20 protein-coding genes are annotated in these 21,744 nt (G+C 68.1%); 15 read left to right on the top strand and 5 right to left on the bottom strand.

All coding sequences use genetic code 11. From position 1 onward, the window contains the following. Positions 1–88: 88 nt before the first annotated feature. The 5 genes from RIA68_01645 to RIA68_01625 all read left to right on the top strand — a co-directional run bounded on the left by RIA68_01645 (position 89) and on the right by RIA68_01625 (position 6,353). On the top strand, positions 89–835 hold the full coding sequence (locus tag RIA68_01645) for a DUF1579 family protein (GenBank protein MEQ8316135.1): 747 nt from the start codon (positions 89–91) through the stop codon (positions 833–835). Between the two features lie 162 nt (positions 836–997). Beyond that, positions 998–3,313: a prolyl oligopeptidase family serine peptidase gene (locus RIA68_01640; protein MEQ8316134.1), complete on the top strand. Its 2,316-nt coding sequence runs from the start codon at positions 998–1,000 to the stop codon at positions 3,311–3,313. Positions 3,314–3,403: 90 nt separating this feature from the next. Beyond that, positions 3,404–4,102, top strand: a complete 699-nt coding sequence (locus RIA68_01635) for a heme-binding protein (protein ID MEQ8316133.1) — start codon at positions 3,404–3,406, stop codon at positions 4,100–4,102. Between the two features lie 19 nt (positions 4,103–4,121). Beyond that, a complete protein-coding gene (locus RIA68_01630; protein MEQ8316132.1) occupies positions 4,122–4,406 on the top strand; it encodes a hypothetical protein in 285 nt (94 codons plus the stop codon). A 735-nt stretch (positions 4,407–5,141) separates the two neighbouring features. Next, entirely contained in the window at positions 5,142–6,353 is a 1,212-nt protein-coding gene (locus RIA68_01625) for a pentapeptide repeat-containing protein (GenBank protein MEQ8316131.1), read from the top strand. 245 nt (positions 6,354–6,598) lie between these two features. On the opposite strand, the gene RIA68_01620 is transcribed toward RIA68_01625, so the two are convergent. From RIA68_01620 to RIA68_01600, 5 genes are all read right to left on the bottom strand, one after another. After that, positions 6,599–8,032 carry an amidohydrolase family protein gene (locus RIA68_01620; protein MEQ8316130.1) on the bottom strand — a complete coding sequence of 478 codons (1,434 nt, stop codon included), beginning with the start codon at positions 8,030–8,032 and terminating at the stop codon, positions 6,599–6,601. A 148-nt stretch (positions 8,033–8,180) separates the two neighbouring features. Beyond that, on the bottom strand, positions 8,181–8,420 hold the full coding sequence (locus RIA68_01615; protein MEQ8316129.1) for a helix-turn-helix transcriptional regulator: 240 nt from the start codon (positions 8,418–8,420) through the stop codon (positions 8,181–8,183). Continuing rightward, positions 8,417–8,833 (bottom strand): hypothetical protein, encoded by a 417-nt coding sequence (locus RIA68_01610; protein MEQ8316128.1) that lies wholly within the window; start codon positions 8,831–8,833, stop codon positions 8,417–8,419. The genes RIA68_01615 and RIA68_01610 overlap by 4 nt, the downstream gene beginning before the upstream one ends. 454 nt (positions 8,834–9,287) lie before the next feature. Further along, the gene (locus RIA68_01605) at positions 9,288–9,749 is read right to left on the bottom strand and encodes a pyridoxamine 5'-phosphate oxidase family protein (protein MEQ8316127.1); all 462 of its coding nucleotides are present in this window, start codon (positions 9,747–9,749) and stop codon (positions 9,288–9,290) included. 1 nt (position 9,750) lies between these two features. Then, positions 9,751–11,379: an ATP-binding protein gene (locus tag RIA68_01600; protein ID MEQ8316126.1), complete on the bottom strand. Its 1,629-nt coding sequence runs from the start codon at positions 11,377–11,379 to the stop codon at positions 9,751–9,753. 31 nt (positions 11,380–11,410) lie between these two features. Here RIA68_01600 and RIA68_01595 point away from each other — a divergent pair, with 31 nt between their 5' ends. From RIA68_01595 to RIA68_01550, 10 genes are all read left to right on the top strand, one after another. Next, positions 11,411–12,877: a transcription antitermination factor NusB gene (locus RIA68_01595; protein MEQ8316125.1), complete on the top strand. Its 1,467-nt coding sequence runs from the start codon at positions 11,411–11,413 to the stop codon at positions 12,875–12,877. A gap of 104 nt (positions 12,878–12,981) precedes the next feature. After that, positions 12,982–13,443 carry a PTS sugar transporter subunit IIA gene (locus RIA68_01590; GenBank protein MEQ8316124.1) on the top strand — a complete coding sequence of 154 codons (462 nt, stop codon included), beginning with the start codon at positions 12,982–12,984 and terminating at the stop codon, positions 13,441–13,443. A gap of 52 nt (positions 13,444–13,495) precedes the next feature. Further along, positions 13,496–15,487 (top strand): ABC-F family ATP-binding cassette domain-containing protein, encoded by a 1,992-nt coding sequence (locus RIA68_01585; protein MEQ8316123.1) that lies wholly within the window; start codon positions 13,496–13,498, stop codon positions 15,485–15,487. After that, on the top strand, positions 15,480–15,779 hold the full coding sequence (locus RIA68_01580) for a hypothetical protein (protein MEQ8316122.1): 300 nt from the start codon (positions 15,480–15,482) through the stop codon (positions 15,777–15,779). The genes RIA68_01585 and RIA68_01580 overlap by 8 nt, the downstream gene beginning before the upstream one ends. Then, positions 15,776–16,063 carry a hypothetical protein gene (locus RIA68_01575; GenBank protein ID MEQ8316121.1) on the top strand — a complete coding sequence of 96 codons (288 nt, stop codon included), beginning with the start codon at positions 15,776–15,778 and terminating at the stop codon, positions 16,061–16,063. Before RIA68_01580 ends, RIA68_01575 begins: the two co-directional genes overlap by 4 nt. A gap of 26 nt (positions 16,064–16,089) precedes the next feature. Then, positions 16,090–16,749 carry a CoA transferase subunit B gene (locus RIA68_01570; GenBank protein ID MEQ8316120.1) on the top strand — a complete coding sequence of 220 codons (660 nt, stop codon included), beginning with the start codon at positions 16,090–16,092 and terminating at the stop codon, positions 16,747–16,749. 159 nt (positions 16,750–16,908) lie between these two features. Then, entirely contained in the window at positions 16,909–19,308 is a 2,400-nt protein-coding gene (locus tag RIA68_01565) for a proton-conducting transporter membrane subunit (GenBank protein ID MEQ8316119.1), read from the top strand. Next, on the top strand, positions 19,305–19,721 hold the full coding sequence (locus RIA68_01560) for a Na+/H+ antiporter subunit B (GenBank protein MEQ8316118.1): 417 nt from the start codon (positions 19,305–19,307) through the stop codon (positions 19,719–19,721). The genes RIA68_01565 and RIA68_01560 overlap by 4 nt, the downstream gene beginning before the upstream one ends. An 18-nt stretch (positions 19,722–19,739) precedes the next feature. After that, positions 19,740–20,087: a Na+/H+ antiporter subunit C gene (locus tag RIA68_01555; protein ID MEQ8316117.1), complete on the top strand. Its 348-nt coding sequence runs from the start codon at positions 19,740–19,742 to the stop codon at positions 20,085–20,087. Then, entirely contained in the window at positions 20,084–21,724 is a 1,641-nt protein-coding gene (locus RIA68_01550) for a proton-conducting transporter membrane subunit (protein MEQ8316116.1), read from the top strand. Before RIA68_01555 ends, RIA68_01550 begins: the two co-directional genes overlap by 4 nt. Positions 21,725–21,744: the final 20 nt, after the last annotated feature.

Raw genomic sequence — 21,744 nt, 5'->3', positions numbered from 1 at the left:
TTCCCGCGTCTAGACTCTGGTCTTGCCCGGGCGGCATCCTCCCCCGCCACCCACGCACCACGCACGCCCGGGCTGTGGGAGAAGCAACATGCAACGCATCAGCACCCTGCTCGCTTCGTGCGGGCGTGGCCCCGTGGTCGCCGTCGCACTCGCCGCCGGCTTCGCGTTCGGCCTGGGCGTCGCCGCCGGCACGTTCCAGGACACCGGCGCTGCCGAGATCAACCCCGTCCAAGAGGGCATGGACCCAGAAGAAATGATGAAGGCCTGGATGCAGGCGGGCGAGCCCGTCGAGCAGCACGAGGAGATGAAGGTCTTCCTGGGCGACTGGGACGCAGAACTCAAGGGCCTGATGCCGGGCATGGACTATGAGAGCACCGGCACGGCGAAGTACGAGTCAATCATGGGCGGCCGGTTCGTCCGTATGGACTTCCGCGGCGACGTGATGGGCACGCCCATGCACGGCATCAGCATCTCGGGCTATCACCGGACCCTCGATCGCTACGAGAGCATCTGGATCGACGGCACGGGCACGGCCATCGCCTACGCCACCGGCAAGAAGACCGACACCGGCTGGGTCTATGACAGCGAAGAGACCGATCCGATGGCCGGTGTCACCATGCCGGTCCGTGACACGATCGACATGAAGGGCAAGGACACGATGGTCTTTACCCGGCACTACCCCGCCGAGGCGGCCGCGGCCATGGGCGCTCCGGTCGAGGAAGGCCAGGACTGGGTCCCCGGCTTCCAGATCACCTACACCCGCCAGGAGGCCGGCAACGGCATGGGCGGCAACCGTGGCGGCGGCGCTGGCATGAACCAGAACCGCGGTCGGTAGGCCCGCGCCCCATCCCAACCTCAGGAGCGCCCCCGCCCGCCCGACGCGAGCGGGGGCTGTTTCGTTCCGGCCCCGGGCGGCTTAGCATGCCGCCGCGGCTGGACCACGCCGCCCGGCGCGAGCCTCGCGCCCCCGAACTCCAGGTCTCCACGAGGAAATCCGATGTCGCCGACCCGCTCCACCGTCTCCGCGTGCCTGGGCCTTGCCGGCCTCGCCGTGGCCGCCAGCCTTCCCGCCTGCACCATCGATCGCCCCGAGCGCGACGCCTACGCGGGACCGCTCGACGCGGCATCGAGCGGTGGCATGCCGCTGACGCGCTGGGAGGAAGCGTACCAGCAGGGGTTCGAGCCCTGGCACGTGCTCGAGTACCCGGCGGCCCCCACCGTCGACGTCGTCGACGAGCTGCACGGGGTGTCCGTTGCCGACCCCTACCGCTACATGGAGGACCCGGACGACCCACGCCTCATCGAGTGGGCCGACCAGCAGGACGCACTCTTCGAAGACGTCATCCAGCATGCCGACTCGCGCGAGGCCTACCAGGAACGCCTGACCGAGTTGCTCGACTACCCACGCTTCGGCACGCCGGTCGAACGCGGCGGCCGCTACTTCTTCACGACCAACGACGGCCTGCAGAACCAGAGCGTGCTTCGCGTCACGTCGTCTCTCGAGTTGGCCAAGCTCGGCAGCGGTCGCGTGCTGCTCGACCCCAACTCGTGGACCGAGGAGGGAACCAACAGCCTCGCCGGCTGGAGCCCGAGCGAAGACGGCACCATGCTGGCCTACCTCGAGCAGGAGGGCGGCAGCGACTGGCGGACCATCCGCGTCATCGACGTCGACTCCGGCGAAGACCTCGGCGTCGAGATCGTCGAAGCCAAGTTCACCGGCATCACCTGGGCCAAGGACGGCAGCGGCTTCTACTACAGCCGCTACCCCGAGCGTCCGACTGGCAGCGCCGAGCTGACGAGCCTCAACGAGTTCCGCAACGTCTACTTCCACCGCATGACGGAAGACGGCTGGCAGGGCGAGCTCGTCTACGAGAGCCCCGACCACCCCAATCGCGGCTGGGGCGCGAGCCTGACCGACGACGGCCGATTCCTGCTGATCTACGGCAGCGAGACGACCGCGCCGCAGAACCTGCTCTACGTCGACGACCTGACCGACGACGCGGGCTTCGTGCCCATCGTCACCGAGTTCGAGGCGCGATACAGCGTGCTGGGGAGCGTGTCGGAAGACCTCGAACCGGTCACGAGCGATGATGCGGTGGGCATCGACCCCGCCGTCGATCTCGGTGCCGGGCGCCTCATCGTCTACACCACCGACGACGCCCCGTTCGGCCGCGTCATCGCGATCGATCCGGCGAATCCCGGCCGCGAGAGCTGGGAAGAGATCATCCCCGAGGGCGACGTCCCGCTCCAGAGCGCCTCGATGGTCGGCGGCCACCTCATCACCCAGGCACTGCGCAACGTGCTGCCCGAGGTCAACGTGTATACGCCCGCCGGCGAGCTGGTCCGGACCGTCGAGCTCCCCGGCGTGGGCAGCGTTGGCGGCTTCGGTGGCCGACAGAACGACGAGCACACGTACTACGGCTACAGCAGCTACGCGCAGCCCAGCACGACGTACCGCTACCACGTCGCCAGCGGCGAGAGCGAGCTCTTCCGCGAGAGCGAGGTCGACTTCGACGGCGAGCCGTACGAGACCGTCCAGGTCTTCTACCCCTCCAAGGACGGCACGCAAATCCCCATGTTCATCACGATGAAGAAGGGCACGCCGCTGGACGGCTCCAGCAAGGTGCTGCTCTACGGCTACGGCGGCTTCGGCATCCCGCTGACCCCGGGCTTCAGCACCAGCCGGGCCGCGTGGCTCGAGCGCGGCCACATCTACGCCGTCGCCAACCTCCGCGGCGGCAGCGAGTACGGCCTGCCCTGGCGCGAGGCCGGCAGCCTGCTGAACAAGCAGAACACCTTCGACGACTTCATCGCCGCGGCCGAGTACCTGCACGAGATGGGCTATAGCGTGCCCAGCCGCACGGCCATCCAGGGCGGTAGCAACGGCGGCCTGCTCGTGGGCGCGTGCATGACGCAGCGGCCCGAGCTGTTCGGCGCCGCCATCCCGCAGGTGGGCGTGCTCGACATGCTCCGCTTCCACAAGTTCAGCGCGGGCCGCTTCTGGGTGAGCGACTACGGCAGCGCCGACGATGCCGAGCAGTTCGAGGTGCTCTACTCGTACAGCCCCTACCACAACGTGCGCCACCGCGAGCACTATCCCGCGACGATGGTGACGACGGCGTACCGCGACGACCGCGTCGTCCCGATGCACAGCTTCAAGTTCGCCGCCGCCCTGCAGAAGGCGACCGGCTCGGCCGAGCCGATCCTGGTCCGCATCGAGCGCGACGCGGGCCACGGCGCCGGCACGAGCACCGAGAAGCGCATCGCCGGCACCGCCGACGTCTGGGCGTTCCTGGAGATGGTCCTGGAATAGGCGGGCAGCGCCCGGACGGTCCCGCAAGCGTAACGCGGCGAACGCGTGCTTAGCGGAAGAACACCGGGCCCGCCGACGGAGGAGCCGCCCGTGCCGAAGAAGCCCGTCCGCATCGCCTCGTTCGCCCTGGCCGCCGTCGTCGCCCTGGGCCTGCTGACGATCGTCGGCTGCGTCCGCACGAGCGGCGGCGTGTGGTACTTCAAGAGCGCCGCGTTCCCCGAGGGCTGGCCCGAGCTGACGCCCGTGGGCGAGGTGCAGATCCGCGAGTATCCGGTGTACCGGGCGGCGACGGTTACCCGCGACGATGCCGAGGGCGGCATGGGCCCGATGTTCGGCACGCTCTTCGAGCACATCAAGTCCAACGACATCGCCATGACCGCGCCCGTCGACATGGGCTATGCGGAGCAGGGGCCGGCGGACGATGGAGCGGGGGACACGGGATCATCGGACGCGATGTCGTCGATGGCCTTCCTCTACCGCACGCCCGACCTCGGCGAGCCAGGAACGGACGGCCTCGTGCGCATCGATGACGTCGAGCCGGCCACGTATGCCAGCGTCGGCGTGCGCGGCGGCTACTCGCAGACGAACTTCGAGCGCGGGCTCGGGCTCGTCAACGCCTGGCTCGAGAGCCAGGAGGACTGGCGCCCCATCGGCCCGCCGCGCTACCTGGGCTACAACGGCCCCTTCACGCCCGTCTTCTGGCGCTACGGCGAGGTGCAGGTGCCCGTGCAGGAGAACGCCGCTCAGGATGGAGCCGTTCAAGAGCCGCCCGCCGACGGCGACCGCTGAGCGGCCCGTACCATCGGCCATGTCCGCACGCGGCCAGGGACCACGCCGAGATCTCCATCAGCCGATCGCCCCGCGCGGCGGGCCCGCGGCGCCGCCGAAGCGCGTGATCGAGGACCACCCCTGCCCCTCGGCCGCTCCGCCGCCCAAGGCCGAGGACTGCGGCGACCTGGGCACGTACCGATCGGCGTGGTGGCAGAGCGGCTGGGGCTGGAGCTGGGCCGTCATCGCGATCGTGGCGGCGCTGGTGCTCGGCCGCCACGTGCTGATCTACGTGATCGCGCCGCTGCTGTCGCCGGCTGGCTGAGGCGTCCGGATATCGGCCGCGGCCGGTTCCGACCCGGCTGGGTCGGCTCTTGATGGAGCGTCAAGAACGAATCTTGAAGCCTCGAAAACGATTTCCGAAGCCGCGAAAACTCCTGACCAGCCTTCAACAACGAGTTCCGGGGCTTCGGAAACGCCTGAGCAGCCTCCGGAAATCATTTCCGAAGGCTCAAAGATCGATTCCGAAGGCTCGGAAATGATTTCCGAGGCCTTGGAAACGATTTCCGAAGCCTCAAAAACTCTTGACGATCGAATCAAAATCTTTCTCAGGGGCGCCAGGGCGGTTTTTCTATTGGACGAGGGGGATGGCCCGGGGTACGGGGTTCTGGGACGCACGCCGTGCGGGGTGGCTTCGTGGCAGTCTCTTGCCGAGCCGCGCTGCGTAAGCACGCGGACCCTCTTGCCCGCTCCCCCGCTCCCAGCGGGGGAGCTGCCGAGGTCTGCCGAGGCTGAGGGGGTCCTTGCTCCGCTTTGCGGTCTTTCGAAAGCGATTGTATCCATGTGTATGAGCGACCCAAAAGTTTGGGTGCAGAGCCCAATGCGGCAACTATGGTCTCTTGACTCCGAATAATTGGACATGCCGCGTTCCATGAGTCATCAACAACCCCCGCCTGAATCCAACGCCCAGACTACACCAGAAGCCGTGCAGAGCGCGTTGTACGCTCAAGAACACCGGCTGGGGCTCGCCAGTTGGAGGTACTTTTTCAAAACATGGGGTATGGATAAGAACGCTGCGCTGCGTGTTGGCGCTCGTGCGGGATTCTGGTCGAGTTTGCTCGGGCGCACAACGGTTGCCGCCCCGATCGCTGGCGGAGGCCTGCTTTCGATCTACTTCCTTGGGGCGCAGACCACGCTGATGCGAAAGCAAAACGAACTGATTGAGGCCCAGAACAAGTACTTCCAACAACAGATCGCCCAAACGGACCGGCGCGCCGCCGCGTCGGAGGAACTCTCGCGCCTCGCCAATCGACAGACACTGCTCGAAACACTGCACGATCCTGCGGCGAGGCCGGGCGTCCGCGCTCATGCGGTGCGAGCGATGGCGGTCGCAACGATGCCGGAGTCACCCATCGATCTTCTGGGCTCGGCCCTTGGATCCACATCGCTTTCGGGCGTCGATCTTTCACGCGCCCAGCTTCGAGGATGCGACCTGCGAGATGCATCGTGGAGCGGCGTCGCCCTCGGGCTCGACCTCAGCGATGTTCGGCTTGCGGGCGCCCGTTTCGATGCGTGCGACTGGAGCGCCGCCCGGGGCCGGGACATCGAGCTGGCCGCAGTCACGTTCCCGCATGACGTCTTCGAAGAGTCGCTGCTCGACTACGACAAGGTCGTCCTCACTGCCGACGGGTTTCTACTAGCCGAATCCGATGACCAGGTGCAACCGGGAACGCACTCCTCTCGTTCGAGCATCCGAGAACGATGGCCGATGCCGCGCGCCGGCGACTTGTACAAAGGCCGGTCCGGGAGCAGGTCTATCGAGCGAGACATCTCTTCAACCGAGAGAACCATTTCCGAGCTGGGCACACTTGATATGCTGAGTGCTGCCGCACGCATCCGATACCGGGCCCAGCAGGCCGGCCATCTTGACGGCGAAGATCTCCTCGGCGACCAGGTCGCGTCTCAAGAGCATTTTGCCCCCCTCCCTGCGTATTTCCAAGCGTATATGATGCTCGAGGATGTCCTGGCGAGTTTTGCACGGGAGCCGTATCTAATCCGTTACAGCGAGCAAGCCACGGCGTCGGCACTTCCGGGGTCGGAACGCTACTTCTGTGAATTGCCCGAGTGGCCCGGCGTCCGTTTTGCAATAGCCGACTTACGGGGCCCTGTTGGCTCGCTGCCGCGATGGGGTGGCATCCGTTGGGAGATGTCCAAAGTTGAGGCTGGTGTTCAGTGGCGGCTGCTCGCCGATATTTCTGAAGACCTGCCTTGATCGATCCCGGCCTATGTCGTCTTCATCGCTTCCGCTTCTTCTTCGCGACCACCGGCGCCACCAGCCCCTCCCACCGCTCAAACAGGAACTCGAACCGCTTTCGCTTGCTCTTAAGGGGGTCCCTTCGATAACACAAGTCCACCGCCCGGTCCAGCTTCGCGTGGCATTTGCGAGGTCCTGGGGCATGGTGAGCGGGTCGTAGAGATCCGTCAGCGTCGAGCGGGGGTGATTGTCGTGGACCACCCTCAGCGCGCCGACGAGCGCCCCGGCAGCACATCGGCACACACGCAGAACGGGTCATCAAAGTAGCGCGAAAAGGGCGTGCCCGGCCGGTGCCGCCCGGCGTGTTGGTGGCCGCCAAACCAGCTCATCGCGGCCACGCGTCTGCCGGCTGTCGCACCAGGAGACCCACCGCCCCGCCAGTGCTCACCATTGGCACCAGCGTCGCCGTGATCGACCGGCGTTGGCTCGATGACGAGGCCCCCACGGATCACCATCGCGATCGAGCGTGTTGCGCCGATGTTCTCCAGGGGGTCGCGTTCGAGCAGCACGAGGTCGGCGATAGCGCCCGCCGCGACCACGCCCAGCTCGCCCTCGCGCCCGAGGATGGTCGCCGCGTGGGTAGTCGCGCCGCGCAGCGCGGCGGCCGGCGAGAGACCGGCACCCTCGACGAGCAACTCGAGCTCGAGATGGATGTTCGGGCCGTCCGTGCCGGGCGTGATCATCAGGTCGGTGCCCGCGAGGATTGGAACGCCCCGTCGCTCGGCCTCGCGCACGATCGCATGCGTCGCGGCGACGTGGGCGGCGTTGACGAGCCCGCGTGATCTGCGGACCTCGGTGACGGTCAGCGTGGGCTCCAGCATGGTGCCGGCCGCGGCCATCTGGTCCAACGCGTCCAGCACCGCGGGATGCTTCGCATCCTCGGCCTCACGTCCGCCGAACGCCGCGGCGTGGTAGCGCGCTGGCACGCTGGCGTCGGCCGCGAAGAAAAGCATCTCGGCGTGCGACACCGCCTGCACCCCGGCGGCGACGACGGCGTCCGGTTTCGCCGGGAAGATCGTGGCGTGGCTCCAGACCGCGAGGCCGCGCTCGCGCGCTTCGGCCGAGAGCGCCTCGACCACCTCGGCGTCCATGTCGGCGTAGAGCTTGAGGCCATCGACCCCGAACGCGGCGGCCGCGTCCGCGATGCCCGCGGCCCGCCCGGGGTCGTCGATCGCGGCCAGCCACGGCTGCGTGCCCGGAGCACCCTCGCCCGCCGAGGCCGCCGCCCGAGCATCGGCGGCCATCCACGTCGAGCCCGCGACGACCGCCACGCAATAGACCGCGGGCCGCGCATCGGCCTGGTCGCGATCATCGATTGCCCGTTTCGAGCGAGCGCGAAGATCGACGAGCATCGGACCGTGGCCGCCCATGTCCCGCACGCGTGTCACGCCGCCCTCGAGCGTGCGCCGCAGCGCGACGTCGCGCATCGCATCGGGCAGGGAAGACAGGTGCACGTGCGTGTCGATGAGGCCGGGCATCAGGAATCGACCGTTGCCCTCCACGACGGGCACGGCACCGGCGTCCATGCCGCGTCCGATGGCCACGATCCGATCGCCAAGGACGAGCACGTCCGTCGGCGGCCGTGTGACGCCCGCGGCCGGATCGACGATGCAAACCTCGCGCAGCAGCACACCCATTGGCGTTGGCTTCGGCTCCGGCGACGATGGCATCGGCGCGGCATTCGCGGCCGTAGGACCGAGGACGCACGGAAGGACGAAAAGAAACGAGCGCGCGCGACACCACGAGATGCGAGATGGACGCATGGACAAACCTCCTGTATGCGGACTAGCTGGGTTCCTGGGAGCCGATGACGGCGAGCCCCTCCAACTCGTCGGGTTCGAGCTTGAATACGTGCTCCACCGACACGCCGAAGACGTGCGCGAGCTTCAAGGCCAGGATGGTCGACGGGACGTATCGCCCGGCCTCGATCGCGTTGATCGATTGCCGCGATACGCCGACGCGCGCCGCCAGGTCGGCCTGCGAGAGCCTGTGCTGGGCTCGCAGCACCCTGAGCGTGCTCGTCATGGTCGAGCCTCGCGTCCGATGGAGCGCAGCCGGAGCGCCAGCGTCGCGTGGTACACCACGAGCACGACGAGCACGACGCCCGCGCCATCGAGCAGGACGCGATCGGCGAAGAAGTAGATCGACTCGTTGACGATCACGACGGCCGCAACGGCGACTAACGCGACGCGAAAGGCCTCGAGCCGTAGGCGATCGATGAACTCGTCCTGGATCGGAGCGCGAGCCAGCGCGAGGAGAAGCAGGCCCACCAAGAGCCCGAAGCGGGCCGTCGTCCAAAACGGCGCCGTCACCGGCACGTCTGGGACGAAGGACACGCCGAACAACTGCAGGAGCGCTCCGGTCGCGAACGCCACCGCGGCCAGGCCCACGCAGCTCCATGCCAGGATCCGGGTTCGTCGTGGAAGAGAGAGCAGCATGCCTCGAATATAAAGCGTACTTGACAATTTGTCAAGTACACTTTCCATTTGATCCAGGTTTTGGGTGCGGTCTGGAGACCGCCGGACCAGACCGCTGAAGCGGCACCCCCCTCAGGCCGGCCCTTTCCCGCGAGCGGCAACAAGGGGGCAGGACCCCCTGCCTCGACGGACCAGAACGGCCCAAAAGCCGCCGCGGCGATGCCCCGCACGCGGCCGGGCCCGAGCGTCCGCGAATCGCGTTCGGTCACGTTTCGGGTTCGCCCCTCCCACGCGGCGCCAGCGGGAGTGAGTCCCGAACATCGGCCGGATCGTTGTCGGTGCGATTGAGAATCGCAGGGGTGTGATTGAGAATCGCAGCCCTGCAGATGGCGTCCGCACCCCTGCGGGAAGCAGCCACACGATTGCAAGACTCGTCAACACCCCCGCGGGAGGCACCCACGCCCCGGCGGGCGTCTCACGCCTTCGGCCGCACGCCGTATCGCGTCATCGCGCTGGCGATCTGGTCGGCCTCGGTGGTCTTGGGGTACAACCGGTAGCGCGGGGCGATGATCTCGCGCACGTCCTCGGCCAGCACGCGGAAGACGCTCTTGAAGGGGAACGCGCCGCCGGTGATCTCCAGCAGGATGCGCTCGATGGCGTCGTACGCATCGTCGCCCGCGCGCAGCACGCTCGCAGTGCCGCGCACCTGCCAGCCCTTCTGCACGAACACGTCGACGAAGCTCACGCAAGCCCGCGGGTTGGCGCGGATGTTCCGCGCCGAGTTGGGCGAGGCGATGTTGGCGATGACGATCGAGTCGGAGCCGAACGCGGCGAACACCTCCTTGGGCGACACGCTCGGCTGGCCCTCGGCCGAGACCGTGGCCAGCCAGCACAGCACGCTGCGCTCGATGCTCTCGTGGACGCTCGCGTCGAGCACGTCAGGCTCCCTCGAAGGCGGGCAGCAGCACCTCGAACTCGGCGCCGCCGCGTTCGCCCTGGCCACGTTCGCCCTGAGATGCTTCCTGGTTGCGCGCGATCAGCACGCCGCCGTGCTCGCGGACGATGCCGTCGGCGACCGCCAGGCCCAGGCCCGTGCCCTTGGCGTCCAGCCGCGAACTCACGAACGGCTCGAACAGCGTCGCCAGCAATTCGGGGCGGATGCCCGGGCCGTTGTCGGCAATCGTGATGCTCACCCAGTTGGAGCCCTCGCGCTCGAGCGATTCGGCGGCGATGCGCACCGTCGGATCGCGCGCGCCGCGCTCGGCGTGCGTGTCTTCGATCAACGCCTCGGCCGCGTTGCGCACGAGGTTCACCAGCACCTGCACGATGCGGTCGCCGTCGCACGGGGCGGCCAGGTCCTCGGGCACGTCGACCTCGACCGACACGCGGCGCACGGGATCGTCCAGGCTCAAGAGCTCGAGCGCCTGGCGCACGAGGCCGGCGACCTCGACCCGCGACACGCGCGGCGAGCGCACGCGCGCGAAGTCGAGCAGCCCTTCGCCCAATCGCTCCAGGCGATCGACGACGCGACCCATCAGCCGGGCCTTGCGCTCGTCGACGGGCTGTCCTGGCCGGGCGTTCAGCTCGCTGGCCAGGCCCTTGAGGACCGCCAGGGGCGTGTTGATCTCGTGGGCAACGCCCGCGCTGAGCATGCCCAGCGAGGCGAGGCGATCCGCGTCGGCCAGGTTCCGCCGGGCGTTCTCCAGCAGGTGGTTCTTGCGCTTAAGGTCACCGGCGACGCGTTCGAGCTCGACGAGCGTGCGCGCTAGCTCGGCCTCGTTCCGTCGCAGCGCGGCGATGGAACGGTTCCTGCTTCGCATGATCTCGCCCAGCTCGTCGGCGGGCATGAACCTGGGATCGATCAGCTCGCCGCCGCGATCGCCCTGCTGCACCGCCAGGTCGGCGCGCAGCAGCCGGCGGATGGGCTGGTAGACGTTCTTGGGCAGCACGAAGATCTCGAGCGCCGCGGCGATGAGCAGGTACACGCCCAGCATGCTCAGCAGCAGCACGACGTCGAGCCGCTTGACCGAGGCGCGCACGCCCTGGAGCCGCCGGTCGACCACGAAGTAGCCACCGCCCGCCGCGTGGGGCAGGTAGACGCCAGCCGACCCCAGGCCCAGCCCGTCGCCCGCGCCGTGGGCCAGCGGCACCGGCGCCGTCGCGGCCCGCTGCAGCGCCGCCACGGCGTCCGAGCCCAGCCCGAGCGCGTCGGCCTGGCCCCACCGCAGCGTGATGCCCGGCGCGACGGTCCGCTGCCCTCCGGCCCGGTCCTCGGTCAGGTCCCGAAGGTCGAGCGTTCCGAGCACGTAGGCCGCGTCCTCGGCCTCGGCCTGGCGCACGAGGTCGCCGATGGCCGGCCGCAGGATGAAGAACATGAGCGCCGCAAGCCCGGCCGAGAAGAGGGTGTGCAGCAGGATCAGCTTCTTGCGGATCCGCATCGTGCCAAGCAGCTTCTTGGGGGCCCGGCGCAGTCGCTCGGTGGGCGTGCCCGATGGCGGCGCGGCCGCATCGGACGGGGCCGCGGAAGCGGGGGCCGCTGGAGCGCGCGATGCCGGCTGGTCCTGCACGCCGCCATCGTACGCGTCCCTATCATCCCCCTTGGCACACGCACGAACCAACACACGCGGCCGCGGCCGCGCTCGCTCGGCCGCCCCTCGATACGAGACCGCCCGCTCGGTGGTCCACAAGCGGCTCCGCGAAGAGGCCCATCGCTACCCCGACCTGGGGCTCGAGCCGCTGGACACCGGCGCGATCAAGGGCCCGGGCGCCGGCCGCGAGGCCGCGCTGGCCCACGCGATCTACGACGCCGTGATGCGGCGTTGGATCACGCTCGAGGCGATCATCGCGCCCCACACCAGCCGGCCGATCGCCGAAATGGACAGCACCGTCCGCGCGGCCCTGCTCGCCGGGGCCGCCCAGTTGCTGCTGCTCGACCGCATCCCGCCCCACGCGGCGATCAACGAGGCCGTCGACTGGACCCGCGCCGCCGGCAAGCCCAAGGCCACCGGCCTGGTCAACGCCGTGCTCCGCCGGGTTTCCGAGTCGGTCGCCCGCGGGGAGGAGGGCTGGCCGGTTGTCCTCGACGGCCCCGCCGCCGACCACGTCGGCAAGCCCGATCGAATGCCGATGCACGATGACCGGGCCATCCAGCTCACGCGCGATGCCTTCCCCACCGAGACACTCCCCTGGCTCGAGCAGGCCTGCGGCGTGCCGCGCGCACTCGTCGAGCGATGGCACGGCACGCTGGGCGAGGCCGGCGCCGTCGAGCAGTCGCTGCACACGCTCGTCCACCCTCCGGTCGTGATTAACCACGCCCACGCGAGCGACCCGGTCGAGGCGCCCGAGGGTCAGACGCTGACGCCCCACGAGCGCGAGGGCCTGAGCGTGCTGGGCCCCGCCGGCGCGAGCCCGCGCGAACTGCTCAAGGGTCGCAAGGACGTCTGGGTGCAGGACGCGACGTCCGCGGGCGCGCTCGACGTGCTCGCGGACGTGGTGGCAAAGCCCTCGCTCATCGTTGATCTCTGCGCCGGGCTGGGCACCAAGACCCGCCAGCTGCGCGCGATGTTCCCCGAGGCCACGATCCTCGCGTGCGACACCAACGACGCGCGGGCGAAGGGACTGCGCCGCGTCTTCGCCAAGGACGAAAAGACCCGGGTCCTGGACATCGAGGACGTGCGCTACGAGGCCGCCGGCAAGGCCGACCTGGTGCTGCTCGACGTGCCGTGCAGCAACTCGGGCGTGCTGCCGCGCCGGCCCGAGGCGCGGTATCGGCTGGGACTGGAGAAGGCCGAGGGCCAGATCGAGCGGCTGACCGGCGTGCAGCGCGACCTGCTGGCCCAGAGCCGCGCGATGCTCGCGCCCGGCGGCCTGGTCGTGTACGCCACCTGCAGCATGGACGCGGAAGAGAACCAGGACATCACCGCGTGGGCGCGCGAGTCGGCGGGGTTCGAGCTGCGCAAGGAAACCTCGACGCGGCCGGCGGGGCTGCCGGGCGAGCCGGCGACGGCCTACCGAGACGGGGGATACGCGGCCTTGCTGGTCGCCGGAGCACGAGAGACCCGATAGCTGACCCGATAGGCAGGCGGCAGGGGGTCTACAGTGGCCCCACGACCGGCGTCCGCGGCCGCGTAAGGGTGGCGGACGCGGGCGAGCGGCGGAGCGGGACACCGATGAAGTTGCTGGACATCCTGACGCCCGAGTGCGTGAAGGCGCCGCTCGACTCGGCCGACAAACGCGCGGTCATCGACGAGATGGTCGACCTGCTGGCCGGCCTCGGCCGGGTCAACGACGCGCAGTCCCTCAAGGATGCCGTCTGGGCGCGCGAGCAGACCCGCACCACCGGCATCGGCCACGGCCTGGCCATCCCTCACGGCAAGTGCGAGGGCCTGAGCGGCCTGGCGATGGCGATCGGCAAGCCCGCCAGCCCCATCGAGTTCGAGGCCATCGACGGCCAGCCCGTCCGCCTCATCGTGCTGCTCGCCAGCCCGCCCGACCGCACGAGCGACCACATCCAGGCGCTCGCCCGCATCAGCCGCCTCATGACCATGGACGACTTCCGCGACCGCATCTACGCGGCTAGCACGCCCGAGGAGATCTACGAACTCCTCAAAGAACAAGAAAAGGCCGGCTAAGGCGAGCCCGCGGCCGCCCGTTCTCCAACGGACATCCCTCTAGAATCTCCGCGTGCCCGTCCTGGCTGTCGCGAATCTCGATCTTTCCTACGGCGACGACGTGATCTTGCGCGGATGCTCGCTCTCGGTCGAGCCGCGCGAACGCGTCGTGATCGTCGGACCGAATGGCACGGGCAAGAGCAGCCTGCTCAAGATCATGGCCGGCGTGCAGAAGCCCGACGCGGGCGAAATCTCGCTGCAGCGTGGGGCCCGCATTGCCTACCTCGCCCAAGACCCGAAGATCGAGCGGGGCGTCACGCTCCGCGAGCACGCGGCGGGCGCGTTCGAAGAGCTCGCCACGCTCCACCGCCAGCTCGAGGACGTGTTCCATAAGCTGGCAGATGCCGAGGGCGACGACCTGCAGAGGGCCATGGCCGAGCAGGCGCGTCTCGAAGAGCGCATCCAGGCCTCGGGCGGCTACAACGTCGATCACCGGATCGACGGCGTGCTGCATGGGCTGGGCTTCCGAGACGCCCAGTTCTCGCTGCCCGTCGAGAAGCTGAGCGGCGGCCAGAAGGCAAGGCTCGCGCTCGCTCGAGCCCTCCTCACCGAGCCCGACGTGCTCCTGATGGACGAGCCCACGAACCACCTGGACGTGCACGGCCGGATCTGGCTGGAAGACTTCCTCGTCGAGACGTTCAAGGGCGCGGTGGTGCTGATCGCCCACGATCGCTCGGTGCTGAGCCGCGTCGCACAGCGCATCGTCGAACTGGAACGAGGACGGGTGATCAGCTACCCGGGCGGGTACACGGCGTTCCGAACGCTTCGAGCCGATCGGCTGCGCACCCAGATGGAAGCCTGGGAGCGCCAGCAGACCAAGTTCAGGCAAGAGCAGGCGTTCATCGACAAGTACCGCGCGGGCCAGCGGGCCAAGCAGGCCAAGGGCCGCGAGAGCCGGCTCGATCGCGCCCGCGAGTCTTCCACGCTCGAGAAGCCGGTCGAGCTGGCGGTCTTCAAGCCCAGCCTGCCGCCGGCCCCACGCACGGGCGACATCGTGGTGAAGGCGACGGGCCTGACGATGCGCTACCCGCGCGACGACGGCTCGATGCTCACGCTCTTCGAGGGGCTCGACGTCACGATCTCGCGCGGCGAGCGCTGGGGCGTGGTCGGCCCGAACGGCGCGGGCAAGAGCACGCTCGTCGAGTGCCTGCTCGGCAAGCGCGAGCCAACCGCCGGCCAGGTCAAGCACGGCGCTGGGCTCAAGGTTGGCTACTTCAGCCAGGGCCGCGGCGACATGGACCCCATGACGACCGTGCCGAGGCACATCCAGCGCGTCGTGGCCCGCCTGGCCGAGGCCGAGGATGGCCCGGACAAGCCAAAGCTCCTGAGCGAGCAGGAGTCGCGAGACCTCGCCGGCGCGTTCTTGTTCTCGGGCGATCGCCAGGAGGCCATCCTGGGCGACATGTCGGGCGGCGAGCGCGCCCGGGCGGCGCTCGCGGCGCTCCTGGCCTGCGCCCGAAACGTGCTGGTGCTTGACGAGCCGACCAACCACCTCGACATCCCCAGCGCCGAGCGGCTCGAAGCCATGCTCGAGCGCAGCAAGGACAAGAAGAGCGGCACGTTCGACGGCACGCTCATCGTCGTCAGCCACGACCGCACGCTCGTCGACGCCGTGTGCGATCATCTCATCGTGTTCGATGGCAAGGGCGGCGTGAGCCTGCACCTGGGCGGCTGGAGCGACTGGCTCGCGGGCGGGGCGCGCTCGATCTCGGCGCCCGAGCCCGTGCAGCGCCCGGCATCTACGCCCCCGCCCCCACCGCCGCCGACCGCCCCCACGCCAACGGTTCGATCGAAGGCCGGCAAGAGCAAGTACTCCTGGATGCCCGTCGAGGCCATCGAAGAGAAGATCCAGGAGCTCGAGGGCCAGATCGCCCGCATCGACGTGAAGCTCGACGATCCCGAAATCTGGAAGGACGCCATCAAGGCCGCCGAGATCAACGCCAGTCGCGACGATCTCAAGGCCGAGCTGGACGCCCTGGAAACGGAGTGGCTCGGCCGTGTCTGACATGCCTTACCAAGATCCCAATCGCCGCAAGCACACGCAGCGCATCAAGCTCGGCGCCATCGTCGCCTGCACGCCCTGGCTCTTGCTCGGGCTCGTCGGGCTCATCTCCGCCGGCGTGACCGCGGCACGAGCCGCGCGGCTGCCCATCGACGAGATCCGTCCGCTGGCGATCGCCACGCTCTCGGTGTGCGCGCTCGTCAGCGTGGTCGGGCTGGCGATCATGATTCTGGGCATCGTTGGCCTGGCGATCACGGGCAAGCCGAGCCAACGCAGCGAGGGAGACACGCCATGATGCGGCTCGTCGGCTGGATCTTCCTGCTCATCGGGCTCGGTCTCATGATCACGGGCCTGGGCATGGCGCTGCAGGGCTACGTGCACATCATCCACGAGGCCGTCAGCAATCCGCTGGCCGAAGGGGCCGCAAGCGACGAGCCCGAGAAGGCCCAGGCGGGCGCCATGCTGCGGTGGGCCATCGTCGGGCTCGCTGGCGTTCCCTTCGCGGCCGTCGGTGCCCTGCTGACGCTCAAGAGCCGGCTGAACCGCATGCGGGCCAAGCGGCTTGCGGCCGGCCGCTAAGCGGGCCGCTGGGGGTACACTTGGCCATGCTTACCCGAGACCAGATCACCAGGCGGGCGGCCCAGGAACTGCGCGACGGATACGTCGTGAACCTCGGCATCGGCATGCCGACCCTCGTGGCCAACCACATCCCCGAGGGCATGGACGTATGGCTGCAATCCGAGAACGGGCTGCTGGGCATCGGCCCCTTCCCCACCGAGGCCGAGGTCGACGCCGACCTGATCAACGCCGGCAAGCAGACCGTCACCGCCCGCACCGGCGCCAGCTTCTTCAGTAGCGCCGAGAGCTTCGGCATGATCCGGGGCGGGCACATCGACATGTGCATCCTGGGCGCCATGGAAGTCAGCCAGGAGGGCGATATTGCCAACTGGATGATTCCTGGCAAGATGGTCAAGGGCATGGGCGGCGCGATGGACCTTGTCGCCGGCGTTCGCAAGGTCGTCGTCACCATGGAGCACACCAACAAGAAGGGCGAGCCCAAGATCGTCAAGCAGTGCTCCCTCCCGCTGACCGGCCAGCGTTGCATCAACATGGTCATCACCGACCTGTGCGTGCTCGAAATGGACCACGACAAGCATCGCTTCGTGCTCACCGAAGTGGCCCCCGGCGTGACGGTCGACGAGGTTAAGGCCAAGACCGAGGCCGAAATCCTCGTCTCGGACGCCGTCGCCGAGGTCGTGGCCTGAAAATTCGGTCCAGTCCGCGGCATTCATTCAAGCGGGAAAACCAGACGGCCGATCGGTAGGGGCCGGCGTGGTGGTCCTTTCGGATACCATCGCCGGATTATCGAACCTCAGCATCCGCGTTGGACGCGAGCCGGGGCCGATTGAGAGTGGAGCCCCTAGGTGATCGTCGGCACGCTCCTTGCCATCTTCGCACTGGCCCTAGCGGCCCCGTCCCTGCATCGCGTGCTGGGGCGGGCGACCGGGTACGTGCTGGCACTCGGGCCGCTCGTCGCCTTTGGGTACTACCTCACGCAGATGACCCCGACGGCCGCCGGCGAGGCCACCACCGTCGCCGTGGCCTGGGCCGAGTCGCTGGGGGTTGAATTCTCGTTCCGGGTCGACTCCCTGAGCACGCTGTTCGCGCTCCTGGTCACCGGCGTCGGCACGGCCATCGTGCTGTACTCCAATAGCTATCTCGAAGGGCACCCGAAGCGGGGTCGCTTCTTCGGCTACCTGCTGGGCTTCATGGGCGCCATGCTTGGTCTCGTGCTCGCCGACGACCTGATCCTGCTCTTCATCTTCTGGGAGCTCACGAGCATCACGAGCTACCTGCTCATCGGCTTCGACCACGAGCGTGAGAAGGCTCGTAAGAGCGCGCTGCAGGCGCTCGTCGTCACGGGCCTGGGCGGGCTGTCGATGCTCGCCGGCCTGGTGCTGCTCGGGCAGATCGCCGGCACCTTCTCGGTCTCGGGCATCATCGAGAATTATCAGGTGCTCGCTGAAAGCCCGCTCACGCTTGCCGCGATGATCCTGGTCTTGGGCGGCGCGTTCACCAAGAGCGCTCAGTTCCCGTTCCACTTCTGGCTGCCCAACGCGATGGAAGCGCCGTCGCCCGTGAGTGCCTACCTGCACTCCTCGACGATGGTCAAGGCGGGCGTGTACCTCGTGGCGCGTCTGAATCCGGCGTTCACCGAAGACCCGGCGTGGCAGTGGGCCCTGGCCGGCTTCGGCGGTGCGACCATGCTGCTGGGTGCCTACATGGCCACGCGGCAGACGTACTACAAGAAGGTCCTGGCCTACACCACCGTGAGTTCGCTGGGCATCATGGTCATGCTCATCGGCCTTGGCGCCCCCCAGGCCGCCGCGGCATACATCCTGGCACACGCCCTGTTTAAGGGGGCCCTGTTCCTCGTTGCCGGCATCGTCGACCACGAGGCGGGCGTGAAGGACACCGAGCAGATGGGCGGGCTCTTCGGCAAGATGCCCGTGACCGCGCTCGTCGCGATCATCTCGGGCCTGTCGATGGCCGGCATGGTTCCGCTGCTGGGCTTCGTCGCCAAGGAATTGCTGCTCAAGGGCAGCCTGCACGCCCACGGCGGGCCGCACGACGTGGCGTGGCTCTGGCCCACGATCTCGACGATCGCCGGCGCTTTCATGGCGGTCGCGGGATTCCAGGCGGGCATCCGGCCGTTCCTGATGAAGAGAACGGCCGAGGGCGAGTATCCCAAGCCGCCGCACGAGGCGCCTCCGCCAATGCTGCTGGGCCCGGTCGTGCTGACGTGCCTGACGCTCGTGGGCGGCCTCGTACCGGCCCTGTTCGCCAAGCCCATCATCAACGGCACGACGGCGTCGATCGCCGGCGCCAAAGAAGTCGAGCTCGTCAAGCTCAGCGCGATCTACATGGCGACGCACGCGAGCACGGCGCTGCTGCTGAGCGGCATCGCGCTGGTCGCGGGCGCCGTGTTGTTCTTCCTCCGCGGGCCATGGCGGGCGATCACCGCACCGCTGGACCGCATCGGCGCCATCATCGGGCCCGAGCGCATCTACCACTTGCTGTTTGCCGGGACGGTCGGCAGCGTATCGCTGGCAACGATCCAGACCAAGCTGCTCCAGAGCGGCTACCTCCGCGTCTACGTGCAAGTGACCGTGCTGACGGTGCTGGCCCTCGGTGGCGGCCTGATGGTGCTGCAGGGAGACCTCGTCGAATCGATCTCGGTGGCCTTGCCGAAGTTCGGCGAGATCGCCTGGACCGAGCTCCTGTTCGAAGCCGTGCTCGTGTTCATGATCTGTGTTGCCGCCATCGCGAGCACGCAGATGCGCGGCCGCCTGTCCACCATCGCGGTGCTGGGCGTCGTGGGATACTGCTCGGCCGTGATCTTCGTGCTCTTCGGTGCGCCCGACGTCGCCATGACGCAGTTCGCCGTCGAGACGCTCACGGTGATCATCTTCGTGCTGGTGGTCTACCACCTGCCTCGGTTCTCGGTGTACAGCTCGAAGAAGGTCAAGTCGCTCGACGCCCTCCTGGGCGCCGCGTTCGGCCTCATGATGGCGGCGTTCGTGGTCTCGTCGTTCGCCATCGACGCCGATGATGGCATCTCTTGGTTCTACAACCGCTACGCGCTGCCGAGTGCCGCGGGCGAGCACGTCGCCTACGGCCGCAACCTCGTCAACATCATCCTGGTCGACTTCCGCGCCATCGATACCCTCGGCGAGATCGTCGTGCTTGGCCTCGCGGCGGTCGGCGTCTACACGCTCCTGAAGCTCCGACAGGATCGTCCGGCGCAGGGAGGGATGGCATGAACTCCATCATCCTCCGTACGGCGACGCGGTTCATGCTGCCGCTCCTGATCCTCTTCAGCATCGTCGTGCTGCTCCGCGGCCACAACCAGCCCGGAGGTGGCTTCGTGGGCGGCCTGCTGGCGACCTCGGCGTTCGCGCTGTATGCCATGGCCTTTGGCGTTCCCGCGATGCAGCGCATCCTCCGCGTGCCGCTGACGACCTACATCGCCATCGGACTCGGCATGGCCCTTGTGAGCGGCGTGCCGGGGCTGCTCGGGGGCGAGCCGTTCCTGTATGGCATGTGGTCGAGCTTCGAACTCGCGGGCATCGGAGAACTGAAGGTCGGCACGCCGCTCCTGTTCGACGTCGGCGTCTATGTCACCGTCATGGGCGTGTGCCTGCTCATGCTGAGCACCCTGGCCGAAGAAAGCTGACGAAAGGAGGATCGCGACATGGAACTGCTTCTTGCCATCGCCGTCGGATTCCTCTACGCCGCTGGCATCTACATGATCCTCCGTCGAAGCTTCGTGAAGCTGATCATCGGCCTCGCGCTCATTAGCCATGGCGCCAACCTGCTGATCTTCGCTGCGGGAAGCCTGACGCGCGGCAAGCCGGCGCTGATCCCCGCAGATCAAGACGAGCTCGTCGGCCAGTACACCGACCCGCTGCCGCCGGCCCTGATCCTGACGGCCGTGGTCATCAGCTTTGCCATCCTCGCATTCACGATCGTGCTCGTGAAGCGCACTTATCAGGAGGTCGGCACGGACGACCTCGACGCGATGCGGACGACCGACCGATGAACCTGACGATCATCGCCCCCATCCTGATCCCTCTTGCAACCACGGTGCTGTGCATCGGGTTGTGGAAGGATCGCGTGATGCAGCGATGGGTCAGCGTCGCGGGCGCAGTCAGCCTCCTCGCCTCATCACTTTCCCTGCTGTACGCCACGAGCGACGGCACGGTCGTCACCACGAACGCCGCCGGCTGGGCCGCGCCCTTCGGCATCTCGCTCGTCGCCGACACGCTCAGCGCCATGCTCGTGGGCCTCACGGGCGTGATCGCCGTGGCGATCACGGTCTATAGCCTGGGCGCCATCGACCGCAAGCGAGAGAGCTTCGGGTACCACCCACTGATGCACGCCGTGCTCGCCGCCTGCTCGGGCGCGTTCCTGACGGGCGACGTCTTCAACATGTACGTCTGGTTCGAGATCATGCTGCTGGCCAGCTTCGTGCTGCTCACCCTGGGCGGCGAGCGGGGCCAGCTCGAGGGCGCCATCAAGTACGTGACCCTCAACCTGCTCTCCAGCGGCATCTTCCTGGCGGCCATCGGCCTGCTCTACGGCATGACCGGTACGCTCAACATGGCCCACCTCTCGATCGTGCTCGAACGGGCCGACAACCCGGGCGCCATCACGGCTTTGTCCATGCTCTTCCTGGTTGCCTTCGGCATCAAGGCAGCCGTCTTCCCGCTCTTCTTCTGGCTCCCGGCCAGCTATCACACGCCGCCGGTGGCCATCACGGCGCTCTTTGCCGCGCTCTTGACCAAGGTGGGCGTCTACTCCATCATGCGGACGTTTACGCTGCTGTTCGACCAGCAACTGGAGATCACGGCTCCGATCCTGATGTGGATCAGCGGGCTGACGATGGTCACCGGCGTGCTCGGCGCTGCCTGCCAGTTCGAGATCCGCCGCATCCTGGCCTTCCATAGCGTCAGCCAGATCGGCTACATGCTCATGGGCCTATCCGTGGCGCTGTATGCACTAGCCCATGCTGAGCCCGACAGCGCTGGCGCCCGCGAGACGGCGACGGTCGCGCTCGCCGGCTCGGCGATGTTCCTGCTGCACCACGGCATCGTGAAGGGGAACCTGTTCCTCATCAGCGGCCTGGTCCAGCGCATCGCGGGCACGAGCGAACTGCAACACCTGGGCGGGCTCGTCAAGACGCACCCGTGGACGGGCGTGCTGTTCATGGCATCGGCCATGTCGCTGGCGGGCATCCCGATCTCGACGGGGTTCTGGGGCAAGTTCGTGCTCATCAAGAGCGGCCTGGCCGCTGGCGCGTTTGCGCTGGTCGCCGCCTCGCTGTGCGTGAGCATCCTGACGCTCTACTCGATGACGAAGATCTGGGCCGAAGCGTTCTGGAAGGAACCGCCCGAGTCGATGCCAGAGCCACCCCGCGTGAGCGGGAAGAGTGACCGCGTTCGCATCGGCCTGATGGCCGCGCCGATCATCGTGCTCGCGACCGCCACGATCGCCCTGGGCGTGCTCATCGAGCCGCTGTACCGCGTAGCCGAGCGTGCAGGCGAACAATTGCTTGATACCGAGGGCTACCAGCGGGCCGTTCTTGGCGAGTACTACCAGCGGGCCGTCGACGGCACGCTGCACGAACTGGATACTGTTCCATCGGCGGCGGACGCTCCGCAGGAGGACCAGCCATAGGCGCGCTCGTTCTCAATCTC

Source organism: Phycisphaerales bacterium, assembly GCA_040217175.1.
Lineage (GTDB): Bacteria > Planctomycetota > Phycisphaerae > Phycisphaerales > UBA1924 > JAHCJI01.
The sequence above is the reverse complement of the archived record's forward strand: the minus strand, read 5'-3'. Positions and strand labels throughout refer to the sequence as shown.

Coding starts and splice junctions, on each gene's coding strand:
- RIA68_01645 (MEQ8316135.1), top strand. CDS start 89: ATGCAACGCATCAGCACCCTGCTCGCTTCGTGCGGGCGTGGCCCCGTG.
- RIA68_01640 (MEQ8316134.1), top strand. CDS start 998: ATGTCGCCGACCCGCTCCACCGTCTCCGCGTGCCTGGGCCTTGCCGGC.
- RIA68_01630 (MEQ8316132.1), top strand. CDS start 4,122: ATGTCCGCACGCGGCCAGGGACCACGCCGAGATCTCCATCAGCCGATC.
- RIA68_01625 (MEQ8316131.1), top strand. CDS start 5,142: ATGGATAAGAACGCTGCGCTGCGTGTTGGCGCTCGTGCGGGATTCTGG.
- RIA68_01620 (MEQ8316130.1), bottom strand. CDS start 8,032: ATGGGTGTGCTGCTGCGCGAGGTTTGCATCGTCGATCCGGCCGCGGGC.
- RIA68_01615 (MEQ8316129.1), bottom strand. CDS start 8,420: ATGACGAGCACGCTCAGGGTGCTGCGAGCCCAGCACAGGCTCTCGCAG.
- RIA68_01610 (MEQ8316128.1), bottom strand. CDS start 8,833: ATGCTGCTCTCTCTTCCACGACGAACCCGGATCCTGGCATGGAGCTGC.
- RIA68_01590 (MEQ8316124.1), top strand. CDS start 12,982: ATGAAGTTGCTGGACATCCTGACGCCCGAGTGCGTGAAGGCGCCGCTC.
- RIA68_01575 (MEQ8316121.1), top strand. CDS start 15,776: ATGATGCGGCTCGTCGGCTGGATCTTCCTGCTCATCGGGCTCGGTCTC.
- RIA68_01570 (MEQ8316120.1), top strand. CDS start 16,090: ATGCTTACCCGAGACCAGATCACCAGGCGGGCGGCCCAGGAACTGCGC.
- RIA68_01560 (MEQ8316118.1), top strand. CDS start 19,305: ATGAACTCCATCATCCTCCGTACGGCGACGCGGTTCATGCTGCCGCTC.
- RIA68_01555 (MEQ8316117.1), top strand. CDS start 19,740: ATGGAACTGCTTCTTGCCATCGCCGTCGGATTCCTCTACGCCGCTGGC.
- RIA68_01550 (MEQ8316116.1), top strand. CDS start 20,084: ATGAACCTGACGATCATCGCCCCCATCCTGATCCCTCTTGCAACCACG.